11 protein-coding genes, 1 tRNA gene and 1 CRISPR repeat array are annotated in these 16,983 nt (G+C 36.2%); of the genes, 5 read left to right on the top strand and 7 right to left on the bottom strand.

From position 1 onward, the window contains the following. Positions 1 to 39: 39 nt before the first annotated feature. Positions 40 to 4,793: direct repeats of the CRISPR family, unit length 30 nt; unit sequence CTATAAATCTATCCATACTGGATTTTAAAT. 141 nt (positions 4,794 to 4,934) lie between these two features. From DXC23_RS05360 to DXC23_RS05335, 6 genes are all read right to left on the bottom strand, one after another. Continuing rightward, a complete protein-coding gene (locus tag DXC23_RS05360; protein ID WP_117705144.1) occupies positions 4,935 to 5,321 on the bottom strand; it encodes a P-II family nitrogen regulator in 387 nt (128 codons plus the stop codon). Between the two features lie 15 nt (positions 5,322 to 5,336). Next, the gene (locus DXC23_RS05355) at positions 5,337 to 6,587 is read right to left on the bottom strand and encodes an ammonium transporter (protein WP_117705143.1); all 1,251 of its coding nucleotides are present in this window, start codon (positions 6,585 to 6,587) and stop codon (positions 5,337 to 5,339) included. Positions 6,588 to 7,156: 569 nt separating this feature from the next. Continuing rightward, entirely contained in the window at positions 7,157 to 9,364 is a 2,208-nt protein-coding gene (locus DXC23_RS05350; protein WP_117705142.1) for a dockerin type I repeat-containing protein, read from the bottom strand. A 215-nt stretch (positions 9,365 to 9,579) separates the two neighbouring features. Further along, positions 9,580 to 9,990, bottom strand: coding sequence for a peptide deformylase (locus tag DXC23_RS05345; RefSeq protein ID WP_117705141.1), 411 nt, complete (start codon positions 9,988 to 9,990; stop codon positions 9,580 to 9,582). Between the two features lie 60 nt (positions 9,991 to 10,050). Further along, positions 10,051 to 10,623 carry a hypothetical protein gene (locus DXC23_RS05340; protein WP_117705140.1) on the bottom strand — a complete coding sequence of 191 codons (573 nt, stop codon included), beginning with the start codon at positions 10,621 to 10,623 and terminating at the stop codon, positions 10,051 to 10,053. Between the two features lie 9 nt (positions 10,624 to 10,632). Then, on the bottom strand, positions 10,633 to 10,995 hold the full coding sequence (locus DXC23_RS05335) for an HIRAN domain-containing protein (RefSeq protein WP_117705139.1): 363 nt from the start codon (positions 10,993 to 10,995) through the stop codon (positions 10,633 to 10,635). Positions 10,996 to 11,222: 227 nt separating this feature from the next. Between DXC23_RS05335 and DXC23_RS12420 the strand changes: the two genes are divergently transcribed. Beyond that, the gene (locus tag DXC23_RS12420; protein WP_158552448.1) at positions 11,223 to 11,381 is read left to right on the top strand and encodes a hypothetical protein; all 159 of its coding nucleotides are present in this window, start codon (positions 11,223 to 11,225) and stop codon (positions 11,379 to 11,381) included. Between the two features lie 44 nt (positions 11,382 to 11,425). Here the strand turns inward: DXC23_RS12420 and DXC23_RS05330 are convergent, their stop codons facing one another. Then, a complete protein-coding gene (locus tag DXC23_RS05330) occupies positions 11,426 to 13,015 on the bottom strand; it encodes an O-antigen ligase family protein (protein WP_117705138.1) in 1,590 nt (529 codons plus the stop codon). 180 nt (positions 13,016 to 13,195) lie between these two features. On the opposite strand from DXC23_RS05330, the gene DXC23_RS05325 reads away from it, so the two are divergent. From DXC23_RS05325 to DXC23_RS05305, 4 genes are all read left to right on the top strand, one after another. Then, a tRNA-Pro gene (locus tag DXC23_RS05325) sits at positions 13,196 to 13,272 on the top strand. Positions 13,273 to 14,251: 979 nt separating this feature from the next. Then, positions 14,252 to 15,034, top strand: a complete 783-nt coding sequence (locus DXC23_RS05315; protein ID WP_117705136.1) for an ABC transporter permease — start codon at positions 14,252 to 14,254, stop codon at positions 15,032 to 15,034. Between the two features lie 2 nt (positions 15,035 to 15,036). Then, positions 15,037 to 15,768: an ABC transporter ATP-binding protein gene (locus tag DXC23_RS05310; RefSeq protein WP_117705135.1), complete on the top strand. Its 732-nt coding sequence runs from the start codon at positions 15,037 to 15,039 to the stop codon at positions 15,766 to 15,768. 9 nt (positions 15,769 to 15,777) lie between these two features. Next, positions 15,778 to 16,980, top strand: a complete 1,203-nt coding sequence (locus DXC23_RS05305) for a CDP-glycerol glycerophosphotransferase family protein (RefSeq protein WP_117705134.1) — start codon at positions 15,778 to 15,780, stop codon at positions 16,978 to 16,980. Positions 16,981 to 16,983 lie beyond the last annotated feature (3 nt).

Below are 16,983 nucleotides of genomic sequence, written 5' to 3'. Positions count from 1 at the left end.
ACAATAACGCCGATGATTACTTAAGCTTTTGCCCCACGGCTATAAATCTATCCATACTGGATTTTAAATGCCGTTGTGGTGGGCGAGGTTGGAAACAAACACACACTATAAATCTATCCATACTGGATTTTAAATTCAAAAGAATGGGATGGAAAGTCATATCGAAAATGTCTATAAATCTATCCATACTGGATTTTAAATACACTGCATATGTGTCTGCAAGTGAGGGGCAACTCCTATAAATCTATCCATACTGGATTTTAAATTTTCTCGGAAAATTCTTCTGAAAAAATTTTTTCTTCTATAAATCTATCCATACTGGATTTTAAATAATGTTAGAAACAACACTACCAAGGAAACTAAAAGCTATAAATCTATCCATACTGGATTTTAAATAATGGTTATTGGGTTAAAAAAATACAATTACCTGACTATAAATCTATCCATACTGGATTTTAAATAAGAAAGCAAACACCAAAATCAGCAATGAAAAAACACTATAAATCTATCCATACTGGATTTTAAATAAGTAACGGCTATGTTTGCGGAAAATTAAAAACAGCTATAAATCTATCCATACTGGATTTTAAATACAATAACGAAGCAGGAATTTTATGTGTTGCATTGGCTATAAATCTATCCATACTGGATTTTAAATTTGACAATCAGGCTATACATTTTTCGGGCGATGACTATAAATCTATCCATACTGGATTTTAAATACAATGGGTGCTTATATTCGTACTTTCAATAGTACCTATAAATCTATCCATACTGGATTTTAAATAGGATTTTTGTAAAAAACAATAATGATAGGAGATTCTATAAATCTATCCATACTGGATTTTAAATATCGTCATAAGTTAAATATTTTTTATATTGCGGGAACTATAAATCTATCCATACTGGATTTTAAATTTGTCAGACAAAAGACCTTCAAATGATGTATCAGCTATAAATCTATCCATACTGGATTTTAAATCACCTTTTTGATATTATCTTGCTAACAACTTCTTAAACTATAAATCTATCCATACTGGATTTTAAATTGGAGCATTTAAAATATCAGTAGCGTTCTTTAACTGCTATAAATCTATCCATACTGGATTTTAAATTAATCGACCTTGTGTAAGGGTGCGACAAAAAAGGTCTATAAATCTATCCATACTGGATTTTAAATAAACAGCTCCTAATTTTTTTAGACAAACCTTTGGTCTATAAATCTATCCATACTGGATTTTAAATTTTTTGATTGCCTCAAGGATTTTTAATTCCTGCTCTCTATAAATCTATCCATACTGGATTTTAAATTTTTTTCCTGCACCTCGCCCGACCACGCAAACTAACTATAAATCTATCCATACTGGATTTTAAATTTAAGCTCACTGTCGGCATTCAGCACAGCATTTACTATAAATCTATCCATACTGGATTTTAAATAGCGTTGACGGAGAGATAACACCTTGTAAGCAAAGGCTATAAATCTATCCATACTGGATTTTAAATCACTTTCAAGCCAATGTAAAGTGCAATTATAACAGTCTATAAATCTATCCATACTGGATTTTAAATAAAGTTCGGGATTATCAAAGATGTTGCCGACAACCACTATAAATCTATCCATACTGGATTTTAAATACAATTTTTATGAAAATCTATATGCTGAGGAATACCTATAAATCTATCCATACTGGATTTTAAATGAACAAAATCGAAAACGGCATATCCGAGAACAGCATCTATAAATCTATCCATACTGGATTTTAAATATTTAATTAAGTCAAGCATTAAGCCAGAATTGTATCTATAAATCTATCCATACTGGATTTTAAATGCGATAAAGTAAGGTATGCCCTGTTCACTCATATGCTATAAATCTATCCATACTGGATTTTAAATTACTTATATATGTACGAATAATGTCAATGTCGATTCTATAAATCTATCCATACTGGATTTTAAATCAAGTACCAGAACGGTATTTGAGGGGCTGTTTTTACTATAAATCTATCCATACTGGATTTTAAATTGCGATAGACTCAAAGCATACGCAAGCGGTATTGACTATAAATCTATCCATACTGGATTTTAAATCGTTATTTGTGTGGAGTTTGGTACTGACGCATATTTCTATAAATCTATCCATACTGGATTTTAAATTAGCCTCTTTGAATTGCTCATTAGAGAACGCAAAGCTATAAATCTATCCATACTGGATTTTAAATTCTAATTGGGCGAAAATATCATCAATGATAGTATTCTATAAATCTATCCATACTGGATTTTAAATTATTTTGAAACATTCAGACGGCTTATACTCTTCAGGCTATAAATCTATCCATACTGGATTTTAAATTTTAAATTGCCTGTATCGCTTTAAACAGTCAAGTAATACTATAAATCTATCCATACTGGATTTTAAATTTCGCAAAATCGGGAAAAATTACGGGGGCAGAAAAATCTATAAATCTATCCATACTGGATTTTAAATTACAAACAAAGAAACTTACTAACACAAAACGAATACCTATAAATCTATCCATACTGGATTTTAAATCTAATTATATACATACTAAGAAAAAAGAACTTAATCTATAAATCTATCCATACTGGATTTTAAATGGCGACAACAAGTGGCTTGTCGTAATCTTCAAGCAACCTATAAATCTATCCATACTGGATTTTAAATGTATCTGCAGCAGAAACTGAAATGTTAAGTGCAAGCTATAAATCTATCCATACTGGATTTTAAATTATCCAATGTCTTTGCAAAAAAGTAATCGTGAATACTATAAATCTATCCATACTGGATTTTAAATTTAGGATGCAAGCGTTCCGCCCGATGTGGGCGGAGGTCTATAAATCTATCCATACTGGATTTTAAATATATTATCAGAGATTACATAAATAAGCCAGATGAATTCTATAAATCTATCCATACTGGATTTTAAATTCTTTAATTAAATCAATAGAATCTTTAATATTGTAACTATAAATCTATCCATACTGGATTTTAAATAGTTGTGATTATGTCTTTATTAAAGAGGGTGACGGTCTATAAATCTATCCATACTGGATTTTAAATCACAATCCAAAATTCAAACAGATTTAATTAGGAGGCTATAAATCTATCCATACTGGATTTTAAATTTAATTTTTAATAATCTCTTCAAGCGTTCTTGGCGCTATAAATCTATCCATACTGGATTTTAAATAAACAGTAAGGCAAGAGAAAAGGATAATTAGGAGAGCTATAAATCTATCCATACTGGATTTTAAATACATAAAGTCTTAAAATGTTTGTTTCTATTCTAAACGCTATAAATCTATCCATACTGGATTTTAAATAAAAAATTTCAATATTCTTCTGACGAAGTTATTTCCTATAAATCTATCCATACTGGATTTTAAATTGCTCTGCAATTCTTGACTTCGATACAAACGGCAGACCTATAAATCTATCCATACTGGATTTTAAATCATTGGATAAGATGTGAAATGCAGTTAAGGCGTGAGACTATAAATCTATCCATACTGGATTTTAAATACAAAAGCACAAACAATAAAGATAATCATTGCAATACTATAAATCTATCCATACTGGATTTTAAATTGCTGTTTTTCTCGGTCTTGGTGTTCTTACTGCTGGCCTATAAATCTATCCATACTGGATTTTAAATTAAGTAATACAACCTTTCATTTTTCGGAGTTCCTAACCTATAAATCTATCCATACTGGATTTTAAATTAGTGATAAGAAAATCGGTTACCATTTCATCAGAACCTATAAATCTATCCATACTGGATTTTAAATATAAGATTGAGGCTGAAATTGTTGTAGATGAGTATGCTATAAATCTATCCATACTGGATTTTAAATCTCCATTCGGTCTTTGCGTTCAAACTGGCGAGCGTTCTATAAATCTATCCATACTGGATTTTAAATGTTTAGATGTTGCTTATGATGACTTTCAGGGTTTACTATAAATCTATCCATACTGGATTTTAAATGAAACTCGCAGATAAAAATTTGTAGTGCGAGTCCCCCTATAAATCTATCCATACTGGATTTTAAATCTGTTTAAGCTGAGGGATACGCCTGCGGGATTTTCCTATAAATCTATCCATACTGGATTTTAAATAAACAAACAGTAATTAATTCAACTAATATCATAGTCTATAAATCTATCCATACTGGATTTTAAATACCTGATATGTTGAATAATTTTAAGGGGATATATACTATAAATCTATCCATACTGGATTTTAAATACAAGAAAACAGGTGAGTTAGTCAGCTTTGGTAAACTATAAATCTATCCATACTGGATTTTAAATCTGAAAGCAGGAGTTTTAATATGATAAAAGCAATGCTATAAATCTATCCATACTGGATTTTAAATAAAAGTCAAGGAGCCTTGAACATTTTATCTAAATGACTATAAATCTATCCATACTGGATTTTAAATCTGAAAGCATTGAACAGCTGTTACAACATCAAATCTATAAATCTATCCATACTGGATTTTAAATGATACGTTCTAAGTCACTTTTTTATGTGTCCTAAACTATAAATCTATCCATACTGGATTTTAAATGATTTTGATTATACAAAAACACTTCTCAAAGGTGGACTATAAATCTATCCATACTGGATTTTAAATTTTATATATTGTAAGTTGTACCCCCCTGTTAGCGGCTATAAATCTATCCATACTGGATTTTAAATTTTCCTCTTGTGTAGCTTTTGCAAATGCACCAGCACCTATAAATCTATCCAAACCGGAGCATAAATCAGTTAATCATAACACATTAAACCCACACATCAGAAAAGCAAAATAAATAATCCCCAAAGAGCAGTATCAAATTTGGCTTTAATATCAACTCTAAGGGGATTATTTAAAATTTAAGAAAGATTTTTAATCGGAATATTTAATTAGTCATCAAAGTTTGGCGTTTGGATTGCATCATAGCCAGTTTCGCCGGTACGGATTTTTACTGCTTGCTTAAGGTAGTAGGTAAAGATTTTTCCGTCGCCGGGGTTGCCTGTGAAAGCGGTTTTCTTAATCGCCTCAATGGTTTTTGCCTCCCATTCCTCAGACGAAACCACGATTTCAAACTTGATTTTCGGGAGAACCTGCACATCAACTTTCTGACCTCTTACATATTCAGCCATACCTCGCTGAATACCGCAGCCAACAACCTGATAGGCAGTAATGCCGTTTACGCCAATGTCCATAAGGGCTTTTTTTACATCGAGAAACATTTCCTCTCTGACAACAGCCTCAATTTTTATAAGCTGAACTTCATTATTGTTATCCATATGTTTAATCCTCCGTTAGTTATCAAGACCGTTAAATGACGGATATGCTGATTCACCATGCTGAGTAATGTCAAGTCCAAGCATTTCGTCACGCTTGCTTACTCTGATTTTGCCTGTAAGAATTTTTGTTAAGCCATAGCAGATAAGTGTGCCGGCAACAGCAATTACAAGTGTTATGCCAATGCCGAGAGCCTGTGCGCCGAACTGAGCAAACTCTCCGAATACAAGACCGTTGCCTGCGTCAGCGTTTATTGCTGTGCTTGAGAAAACACCTGTAAGAAGTCCGCCCCAGATACCGCCTGTACCGTGACAACTGAATGCGTCGAGTGCGTCATCAAATCCGAATTTCTTTTTACCGAATGAAATCATAAGGTAGCAAACAGGGCTTGTTGTAAGACCGATTATTACTGCCGCCCAAATCGGTACATATCCTGCGCCCGGAGTAATACCTACAAGGCCGGCAATCATACCTGTGCTTGCGCCGATGAGCGTAGGCTTTTTGTTTTTGATTACATCGCAGAGCATCCAAGAAAGGATAGCGGCAGCGGCAGAAACGGCTGTTGTCATAAATGCGTGAGCAGAAAGACCGTTTGCCTCAAGTGCAGAGCCTGCGTTAAATCCGAACCAACCGAACATAAGCAGTGACGCACCGAGAACAACTGTCGGAATATTGTGGATTCTGTAAATTGCGTGTTCGTAATCGTTGCGCTTGCCGAGAATAATGCAAAGCACGAGAGCGGATACACCGGAGCTGATATGAACAACATCGCCGCCGGCAAAGTCGAGAGCGCCGATACCGTCAAGTCCGAGAAGTCCGCCGTCTGCCCATACCATGTGGGCGAGAGGATAATAAACGATTAATGACCATAAAATTATAAACACAAAAAGTGATTTAAACTTCATTCTGCCTGCAACAGCACCTGTAATGAGCGCCGGTGTAATGATTGCGAACATCATCTGAAATCCGCAGAAAACCATATTCGGAATTGCTGTGCCGTCTGTGTAACCCTCTGTGAGAGATACACCCTCAAGTCCTATCCAACTAAGGTCGCCGATAATTCCGTTTGAGCTTGGAGCAAATGAAAGTGAATAGCCGAAAAGCACCCACATTACAATGCCTGTTCCGATGATGAAAATTGAAGTCATCATTGTGTTTACTACATTCTTTTTGCGTACAAGTCCGCCGTAAAACATTGCAAGACCGGGCGTCATAAGGAACACCAAAGCCGAGCATATCAGCATAAAAGCTATGTTGCCTGCATCCATTTTTAAAACCTCCACATAAACCGAATGAATAAAAACAAGGCTCACCACGCCTTTGCAAATTGCAAGAAAATAAAAATAAATTGCAAATTTACCAAAAGCAGGGTGAACCTCTTTGTTCTGAAATATTCATTTTAAAAATAAGCGAAAATAAGAAGTTTTCCGGAAACTTTACTTTACAAGTTGAATTATAGCCTTGTTTTTGCCCTTTGTCAATAGATTTTTGCAAAAAAATTAGCTGAAATTCAAAATTTTCTTATCATAGCCAAATTCAAGCACAAAGTATACAGATTTTAAATTTTGCAAGAAATTTTATAAAACTTTCATAATGCTAATAAAAGCAGGGATAACGCTTATACAGAAATCATTACACACCTTTGCGGCGGCAGGGCAATTTTCCTCAAGGCTTTCTAAATCATAATTTACCCCAATTTCCTATAAAGAACCTCTGAATATTGCCCAACACTAAGTAAATTCTATTTTCATTATATCACAGTAAAAAGCATAAGAAAACCGCCCTGCAAAAATTGCAGAGCGGTAAATTGTTATATAACCGACGGTTAAATTCAGTCTTAATTATTGTTTTCTGCAAGGTAAATCTGATATGCTGTAATATCGTTTATATCTACCTTGCCGTCTTTGTTATAGTCAGCTCTTTCGTAAAAGTCAGCCGGCTTTTCTTCTGTGCCTGCCACAACGCACTGAGCAAAGGTTACATCCTGAACATCAACTTTGCTGTCCTCATTGAGGTCATATTTATTATCCGATAATGTCCAGATCTGAGTGCCATAGAATGGGTTTGCTGTGCCTACAATGAGGTTATCATCGGTTACTGCAAATGTACGACAGCCATGGTTGTAAGGATCACCGAAACCGTTTGTTGTAACGGTCTTTACATTAAGATTGCTGTCAAGTGTGAAAATATCAAAGCCTCTTTCGGCTGTGCTCATATAAGCCGCACATTTTACAAATGAAGTCATTTTTGCAATGTTTTCTTCTGTAAATATTTTACCGATAATTTCACCTATTGAGATTGTCATATTCTTAGATGCTTTAGAAAGCTCTGTATATGTTGCAATAAATTCTTCGCTCGCTTTTTCGTTAGCTGTGTTTTCAATCTCCTGAGCAAGCTCAATTACATTTTCTGCATTTGCTGCTGTTGCTCGGCTGATTTTGCCTGCATTGTTTACGCTTTTAGCCATATTTCTCGCATCATCTCTTGATATAGAGAGTGTGGCAGGAGCGGCAACAGGCAGCTGTGGCGTTTTATATTTGTTAAGAATAAGCTCGGCGAGCACCTTAATGTATTCAATTTGTGACTGCCATTCTTCGTCTGTCATTTTGAGAAGGTCACCGTTTGTAAGCTGTCCGATTGGTTCGAGAAGTGAACTTGTATCAAATGTACCTACATAGAGCTTGTTATTGTAAACCTGCATTCTCCAAATATACTGGTTTTCGTTGCGGTCAAAACCTGAGCCTAAACCTGTAAGACCGCCGTCGGGGAACATTTCATCTGCATCTCCCACAACAAGCTGAATTTCCTCGTTTTCGTCCATTCTGTAAAGATTTACGGATTGCTCAAGGTTAGAATTCATAAAATCGCAGCTCTGGTCAAACAAAACTCTTTCAAGTGCAATTTCTTCATCGTTGTACTCGCCAATGTAGAGGTAGCCGTCATAAACGCAGAGGTTAGCCGCACCGGATCTTGTCCTTTCGGGATCAATACCGTAGGTGTACTTTGCATTATTCTTTTCTTTGTCACCGATAACCGAAGTCCATGTCCATTTGCCGTTGTCATCTCTGTCACCCTTGATAAGCGCAAAAGACTGCATTGTGTTATCGTCAGGCTTGTTTTCAGGAGTACCTGTGCAGATAGAAACATACAAAGAACCGTTATATGCAGCCATATCCCAAATTGAACCGCCGTAGATGCTGTCCTGATAGCGGTAAGCAGGATAATTGAACATATCGCTCATTGTAGCAATTACCTTAAATGAATCGGGATCTTCGGGATTGTCACTTTCACAGATATATGCGCCCTCAAGACCAACAAGGCTTATTATGAGCTTGTTTTCAAATGTGCTTATACCTCTGATACCAACGCTGATACCCATTTGATAAGCCTTGTAAAAATCTGCCTGATCTATACTCTGATAAACCTTTTTGTACTCGTCGGTTGCAGGGTCAACCTGATAAACCGTCGGTAAGCCGTTTACCGAGCCGCAGAAGTAGAATTTGCCGTTTAACTCAACAACATTTCTGAACTGAACATTTGTGTTTGTGGTAGCCTTTGACATAAGAAGTTTAACTTCGCCTGTCTTTGTATTTACTTTTACGAGAATACCCTTAGGATCTCCGCCGTCCTCTTCAGCTGTAAAGAAAGCGCCGTTGAACATAGCATTTAGGGTAGCTGTCATAATTTCTTTGTCAAATTTATTTCCAAGAATTGTACCCATAAAGTTAAGGGTTTGAGTCATGGCATTAGGGCAAGTGCCGATATACACCCAGTCGCCGTAGCCGATTGCAGACCACGCATAGTTTTGGGCACGATCGCCAACACCTGTTATCTCGTCTGTAACAGTGCTGTTGCCAATGTAGTCAACAATACCGTCAGGAGCTTTTAATCCGTTTTCGGGATGAGTGATTTTGTTAGCGGTAAATGATTTTTGCTGATAGGTTGTACCGCCTATTGTGTCGCTTGCTGCCATGGCAGTAATTGAAGAAAAGCTTGTCACAACCAATGCAGCGGAAAGCAACGCTGAAATAATTTTCTTTTTCATTGTCTATTCCCCTTTACTAAAAATGATATATAAAAATATCTTTTCAAAATTGTACTATAAAAGGTGAATTTTGTCAATGAATATTTGCACTTAAATGTCAATCATTCTTTACAATAATGCACAATTTTATAACAATTAAACGGTATATAGATATTTTAGTGCTTAATAATCATAAAATTAAAGTATGACTGTAAATATACATTTTACAGATTGTTTTATATTAAAATACCGTTACAATGGTCAATTTCGTGCTGAATTATCTGCGATGTAAAATCGGTAAATGTGCGTGTTGTGGTTTTGAATTTGTCTGTTGTGTATTTAACCTTTATGGTTTTAAATCGCTTTGTTTTGCGTTCACCGTCAAGCGAAAGGCAGCCTTCCTCGGTTTCGTATTCGCCGTATCCCTTGATGATTTCGGGATTGAACATAAGAATATACTTTCCGTTGTCGCTTACCGCAATAATTCTTTTAGATACGCCAATCATATTTGCTGCCATACCCACGCAGCCTTCAAAGTTAGCCTTTAAGGTGTCAAGCAAATCAATAGCAACGGGCATATCAGCCATACTTGCGTCAACCGACTTCCTCTGCAAAAACATAGGATCTCTTACAATTTCTCTTACCATATTTATCCCTCGCTTATTTTTTTCTGATTATAGCATATATCTGGGAATTTAACAATGATATTAAGAATATAAAGGGTGTATAATTCCTTTGTTTATTAATTCTTGTACTTTTTCAGAATGAATATTGTTTTTGCCTCTAACAAGGTCAAGAAAGACTAATAAGTACTGTAATTTTTCATCGCTGAATACAACCTTTAGCTGATGATTGCCATATAAGCCGTTAAGCACAAAGGTGAGATAAAGCTCCATACAGTTGTAACTATTCGTTTTAGCGTTTAGCATCATTAGTTCTTTGTTAATAATTCTTTCTCGCTTTGTCGGAATAAAGTCTTGTGGATAAAATACAAAGTATAAATCCGGTGATACACGTTCATAGTATTCAATATCATCGTATTCTTTTTTTAAGTGTTTTGTAATCATATCAACAAGAATGTCAATTTCAAAGCAAAACAAGCAGTCAGAAAAAGGTGAAAAACGAATATGTGATTTTTCAAAATCGAAATACATTTCTGTATAACATAAATAATCGTAAATGCTATCATTTTTGTTTGCACAATTTACATAATCGTCTATTTTTAAAAATAATCTTATGCCATCTAAATCTAAATCCAAGTAAGCTTTTGATTTTTGCATAACTTCTCCTCAAACTTCCAAGCAATCTTCATTGCTGTTGATTACTTCGTCAGTTTTTTCTAAGTACTTATCCTTAATACCGTCTACAACCTTACAAATCACCTTTGTAGAGGTGATGAACATTACCTTTACCTTAAACTTTTTCTTAACATAACAGCCGATACCGCCTGCGCCGAGAGTTCCTGTTGCCTTGGTGTACGGTGAGTTTGCTATGTAGCCGATTGTACCGATGTTTTTCATCGTAACCTTAATAGCCTCGTTGTCATGCGGATTGGTGGGCTCTTTTTTACAGGTGAGCTTTTTGCCAATCTTAAAAGGCGTCATTCCATAGTAGTACTTTGTGCCTGTAATTGTAACATATAGATTTTTCATAATTTTTCCTCCTTATTATTTAAAAAATATGGTTTTGCTTTCTTTATCTTTATCTATATTATAAATAATAAGGTGTCCCAAAAAACTCCCTTTGCTCTTTAGAAACGATATTTTTTAAGTATAACTTAAAAAATTAAATTCTTAATTCAGAGCAAAGTCCTGATTATGGCCCATTGAAAATTATATAATTAAAGCATAACAAATAAGACATAAAAGGAGTTAATAATATGACAGACGCTAATTTATATGTTAATGTGTGTATTTTTGTAATTATAAGCTATGCAATGCGCTACCCTGTAAAAGCAATTTTCAGAAAGCCGAAAGCCCACAAATATTCAGCAAATAATTGCCGGGTAAAACAAGTGTCGCACAGAAAAACGGCATAAAAACAAGACAGATTTTTAGGTCTGTCTTGTCGGTTATACTAGTATTAATTATTGACCGCCTTTTGCTGACGAGAAACCGCCTCGCAAAGCGAAACAAATATAATGAACAGCGGTGTTGTAATCGGCTGGGCGAGGTTTACAGTTGCCTGCACGGCGTAGCTGATAACAGATACGGCAAAAATAATTGCAAGCGGATTTTTTGCGGCGGACTTTATTGCACCTTTCAGCGCACCGAAAAGTATCGAAAGGTAAGAGACAAGTCCCAAAATGCCCGTAGTTACAAGGTAGTTTATGTATTCGTTATGCGCACAGTTTGTGGAGCTGTCGCCGTAGTGCATAAGTCCCTCAAAATACGGCTCAAATACAGTGGCAAATGTGTCAGGGCCACTGCCGAACAGCTTGTTATAAAATGAAAAGTCGCCGAATATCCAAAACGAGCGAATCCACATATAACCACGATGAGTGCCCCAGCTGTCATTGAATCGAAGAAAGCTTTTAAGAAAGCCGAGGTCGGTTTTTGTGTCTATCACGCTGAAATAATACACCGCAAAAAACATTGCACAAACAGAAAGAACAAAAATACTTCCTATTATAATAGGTATAGCAATCGGCATGGTTTTGTATGGAAATCTATAAGCCGCAAGGTACAAAAGCGCAGTAATAACAGCAAATACGGCTATTACCGCCCATATTACATTTGAATATACAAGCAGACTTTGAAATTCAGAAATTCCCTTTGATTTGTCGCCCATAAAATACGAAAACAATCGAAGTGCTTTTCCGCTCAAAAGCATAATTGTTGTTGCAAGAAAAAATCTTTTTAGCCTTGCAACCTTGCGTGAAAACCATACAAGCAGTACGGCAAATACTGCCCCAAGTCCCAAAATGCCCGAATAGCTGTCGGCTGTCATCAGCGCCATATAGCCGAATGCTGAAGATATATAATAGATAATGCGGTGGTTGCGCTTGTTGCTCAATACAGAAAAGGCAATGGTAACAGGCATTACAACGCAGATAAAACTCGACATAAGATTTTTGTTGCCGATAGTAGAGGTAAAGTTTGCAATAGTTTGCTCATCGGTGAGCGTTGCAAACATTCCGAGAGGATCAATGTAAAAGCAGTTGAGAATATCAAGCAGGTAAATTATAATCGAACATCCTGCAAGCGCCACAAAAACATAGCTTTTAAAGTGATAAAACCGAGTAATTAACAGATACACAACCGCATAATAAAGCATAAGGAATAAGCCGTTGTTTCTGCCGCTTATGCCGAAAAATGCGTCATACGGATCTTGCGAAAAGACAGTTGATATTGTGCATACTAAAATGAAAGCGCCAAACGCATAGTCGGTGAAAGACAGCTTTTTGTACCATGGTATGGCTTTCTTTTCGTTTTTTGCGCTGGCTGAATCGGATTTAGTAACGGCAACAGCGCCGAGCATAAGCAGGAGCGCATCGGTTGCGAACAGAAAGAAATAATATTTATCGTGCCTTATGTTGTAATAATAATCGGTATAGAACAGCGGAAAAACCGTAAACATAACAAGCAAGAATATGTTTACAAACTTGCTCTTGGTAGTATATTTATTCTCAGGCAAACCGCTTGAGGGATTTAATTTAGTATTTTCAGACATATAATCACCCTTAAAATAGTGTAATCATATTTTATACCTCACAGCAATGTATGTCAATTAAAGAAAAACAAAAAATATTTTAAAAATCTGAAAAAATTTAAAAATAATTGTTGACAAATCGCACTTCGTGTTATATAATAATTAAGCTGACTAATTGAGGCAACAAAAATTAATAAATTTCGAGGTGTAACTCAGTTTGGTAGAGTGCTTGGTTTGGGACCAAGATGCCGCAGGTTCAAGTCCTGTCACCTCGACCACAGAAAAAGGGCGTTAGTACAAAAGTATTAATACCCTTTAGTGTTATATGTATAATCTTTCAGGACTTGAAGGCGAGCGTTAAGAAAACAGTCCGGTGGACTGTTTTTAGCGAGAGCGTTGATGATACTATGACTATGAACAAGCCGCAACAGGCGAGGCAGAAATTATTATAATAGTATAAACACTGTCACCTCGACCACAGAAAAAGGGTGTTAGTACAAAAGTATTAATACCCTTTAGTGTTATATATACAATCTTTCAGGACTTGAAGGCGAGCGTAAAGAAAACAGTCCGGTGGTAGCCTTGCGACCGCCGCCGGTGGCGGATAAAGGGAGCAAAGCGCTGTCTGAAATAAGGAGCATAAGGAAGTGTATTTATACACAACGCAATGCGACTATATTTCAGACGGTAAAACATTTTAGAGAGCGTTGATGATACTATGACTATGAACAAGCCACAACAGGCGAGGCAGAAATTATTATAATAGTACAAACACTGTCACCTCGACCACAGGAAAAGGGTGTTAGTACAAAAGTATTAATACCCTTTAGTGTTATATATACAATCTTTCAGGACTGCGCCCGAGCAAGGCGAGGAAGTGCCCTTGGGGCACGAGTGTAAAGAAAACAATAAAAATTATTTCTATGTGGTCGCATTATGAATTTTAGACCAAAGCACTTTGCGTAGATGCAGGGTGCTTTTTCTGTTCTGGGCATAAAACGAGCCATAACAAATTCGCATTTTTTAACATACTATTAAGGAAATGTTGAAAACTAAATTATGATATTTCAAGACAATGTAAGGATTATGTGTATTATTTGCAAATTCTTTAACAGAAAAATCGCAAAAATGCCTGCAAAATTCGTCACCTGAAAACTACGCAATACTTGAAATATTGACAGTATAATGTTATAATGCAAAATAGATAATTATGTGTCAGAATTAAAATTTTACAGATTTGGAAGTGAGTTATTAAAGATGAGCAGATTTTTTAAGGACATCAAAAAATTCTTTAACTACACGGTATTTTCTTCAAAGGCGGAACTTAAGTCCGAAGTAGCGGGCTCTTTCTTGAGCTGGCTGTGGTGGATTCTTGATCCGTTCTTCTTTATGCTTGTGTATTCGTTTATCGCAATCCTTGTATTTAAGAGCGGCGAGCCGTATTTCCCGGTATTCGTATTTATCGGTCTTAACTGTTGGCAGTTCTTCAGCAAGGTTGTTAAAAGCTGCGTAAAAGTCGTGCAGTCAAAAAAGATGATTGTCACGAAAGTTTATATACCTAAGCACATATTTATTCTTGAAAAAATCGGTGTTTACGGCTTTAAAATGCTCGTATCCTATGCTCTTACGGTTCTTTTGATGATTATTTACCAAGTGCCTTTGAGCTGGCGTATGTTCTGGGCACTGCCGATTATGGTTCTTTTGGTGGTAATCACATTTGCCTGCAGTACAATTATGCTCCACTTTGGCGTATTTGTTGAGGACTTGCTCAATGTAATTACCATTGTGCTGCAGCTCGGATTCTACATTTCAGGTATTTTCTATTCAATCGAAAATAAACTTGACGGTATTTTGGGTGAGCTTTTGATTAAATGTAATCCGATAGCTCTTATTATCTGCGATTTAAGACGAGTGCTTATTTATAATCAGGATCCACACTGGGTAGCATTGCTTGCGTGGTTTGTTGTTGGCATCGTTATCAGTGTTATTGGCATCAGAACGATTTATAAGCACGAAAACAGCTATGTAAAGGTGATTTAATTATGGGAGAATCAGCAATTTCAGTCAGAAATGTTAAAATTAAATACAGATGTTTTAAAAAGGTTTCGCTTTTAAAGTCTATTTTTGCACCGAGAAAGAATAAGAAAATTGAGTATTTTGAGGCTGTAAAGGGTGTTTCTTTTGAGGTTGAAAAGGGTCAGATTTTGGGTATTGTCGGCAAAAACGGCAGCGGTAAATCTACACTTCTTAAGGCAATCGCAGGCATTTTTTCACCTGATGAGGGCGAAATCGACTTGCACGGCCATTCAATTTCCTTGCTTTCAATCGGCGTAGGCTTTCAGAATAAGCTGAGCGGAAGAGAAAATATTTTCCTTTCGGGTATGCTTTTAGGCTTTGAAAGACCGCAAATTGAAGAAAAACTTGACGAAATCATTGAGTTTTCTGAGCTTGGCGACTTTATTGACCGTCCTGTAAAGACATATTCAAGCGGTATGTATTCAAAGCTCGCTTTCTCAATTACAGCTATTCTTGAAACCGAAATTATGCTTATTGACGAGGTTTTGAGCGTTGGTGACGCAAAGTTTAAAAAGAAGAGCTACGAAAAAATGCGCAGCCTTATTATGAATAAAGACAGAACGGTTGTTATTGTATCTCATAGCTCAGACACACTCAGAAAGCTTTGCGACAACATTCTTTGGCTGCACGAGGGCGAAGTTAAAATGCAGGGTACTACCGAGGAAGTATTGCCTTTGTACGAAGAATTTATGTCTTAATGGTGGGGTATGTCAAGATTTTTTGAAAAACTCAAAGATGTAAAACCGAGAGATATACTGCATATTTTTCTGTTTATATTTGCCTTGCCGATTGCGCTCGTGTATAAAATTTTCAGAAAAGATTTGTGGCTTGTATGCGACAACGGTGTAGAGGCAACGGACAACGGATTTTGTTTTTTTGAATATGTGTGCAAAAATCACCCTGAGCAGGACTGCGTTTATGCGGTGTATAAAAACAGCGTTGATTACGAAAATGTCAAAAAAACCGGCAAAACCGTAAAGTACGGCAGTTTTGCGCATTGGATTTTGTACCTTACCGCAAAGGTAAACATAAGCTCGCAAAAAGGCGGCAAGCCAAACTATGCCGTTTGCTATCTGCTTGAGGTTTACGGAATTTTGCACAACAGCCGAGTTTTTTTACAGCATGGTGTAATTCTTACAAATATTGACTTTCTTTATTATAAAAACACAAAAATGAGTATGTTTGTTACCAGCACATACAGGGAGTGGGAGTATGTAAGCAACAATTACGGCTACCCCGAGGGTACTGTAAAGCTGCTCGGACTTCCTCGTTGGGACAAACTTCACGATTTTAAAACAGTGCCGAATCAGATACTTATTATGCCTACATGGCGTGACTGGATCGGTACAGACGCATTTTCAAAAAGCATTGAAGATGATAAAAAGGCTTTTTGCGAGAGCGATTATTTTAAAAATTGGAGTAAAATAATCAACAGCAAACGACTTGAAGAAATTTGCGAAAAGTACGGCTGTACTGTTATGTTTTACCCGCACAGGGATATGCAGAGATTTATCGACTGCTTTTCAAAGAGCAATCCGTACCTTACAATCTGCAAATATCCCGAATACACCGTGCAGGAGCTTATGAAAAGCTCAGCATTTATGATTACCGATTACTCAAGCGTGCAGATTGACTTTGCTTATATGAAAAAGCCGCTTGCGTATTTTCAGTTTGATTATGAAAGATTTTCGGAGCAGCACTACGGTAAAGGTTATTTTGACTATACCGAGGACGGATTTGGCCCTGTTTATAACGAAGAACAGGGACTTATGAACTATATAGAGCAGATGGCACAGCGTTCGTTTGCAAACACAGAGCTTTATTTAAACAGACACAAGGAATTTTTTGACTTGTACGATACGGAAAATTCAAAGAGAAATTACGAGGCTGTCAAAGAAAGATGGCCGTGAGGT

It is taken from the genome of Eubacterium sp. OM08-24 (assembly GCF_003438075.1).
GTDB lineage: Bacteria > Bacillota > Clostridia > Oscillospirales > Acutalibacteraceae > Ruminococcoides.
This window is presented reverse-complemented; position numbering and strand designations above follow the sequence as displayed.

What these genes read in the sequence shown, in the direction of transcription:
- DXC23_RS05360 (WP_117705144.1), bottom strand. Translation starts at nt 5,321, where the DNA reads ATGGATAACAATAATGAAGTTCAGCTTATAAAAATTGAGGCTGTTGTC.
- DXC23_RS05355 (WP_117705143.1), bottom strand. Translation starts at nt 6,587, where the DNA reads ATGGATGCAGGCAACATAGCTTTTATGCTGATATGCTCGGCTTTGGTG.
- DXC23_RS05350 (WP_117705142.1), bottom strand. Translation starts at nt 9,364, where the DNA reads ATGAAAAAGAAAATTATTTCAGCGTTGCTTTCCGCTGCATTGGTTGTG.
- DXC23_RS05345 (WP_117705141.1), bottom strand. Translation starts at nt 9,990, where the DNA reads ATGGTAAGAGAAATTGTAAGAGATCCTATGTTTTTGCAGAGGAAGTCG.
- DXC23_RS05340 (WP_117705140.1), bottom strand. Translation starts at nt 10,623, where the DNA reads ATGCAAAAATCAAAAGCTTACTTGGATTTAGATTTAGATGGCATAAGA.
- DXC23_RS05335 (WP_117705139.1), bottom strand. Translation starts at nt 10,995, where the DNA reads ATGAAAAATCTATATGTTACAATTACAGGCACAAAGTACTACTATGGA.
- DXC23_RS12420 (WP_158552448.1), top strand. Translation starts at nt 11,223, where the DNA reads ATGACAGACGCTAATTTATATGTTAATGTGTGTATTTTTGTAATTATA.
- DXC23_RS05330 (WP_117705138.1), bottom strand. Translation starts at nt 13,015, where the DNA reads ATGTCTGAAAATACTAAATTAAATCCCTCAAGCGGTTTGCCTGAGAAT.
- DXC23_RS05315 (WP_117705136.1), top strand. Translation starts at nt 14,252, where the DNA reads ATGAGCAGATTTTTTAAGGACATCAAAAAATTCTTTAACTACACGGTA.
- DXC23_RS05310 (WP_117705135.1), top strand. Translation starts at nt 15,037, where the DNA reads ATGGGAGAATCAGCAATTTCAGTCAGAAATGTTAAAATTAAATACAGA.
- DXC23_RS05305 (WP_117705134.1), top strand. Translation starts at nt 15,778, where the DNA reads ATGTCAAGATTTTTTGAAAAACTCAAAGATGTAAAACCGAGAGATATA.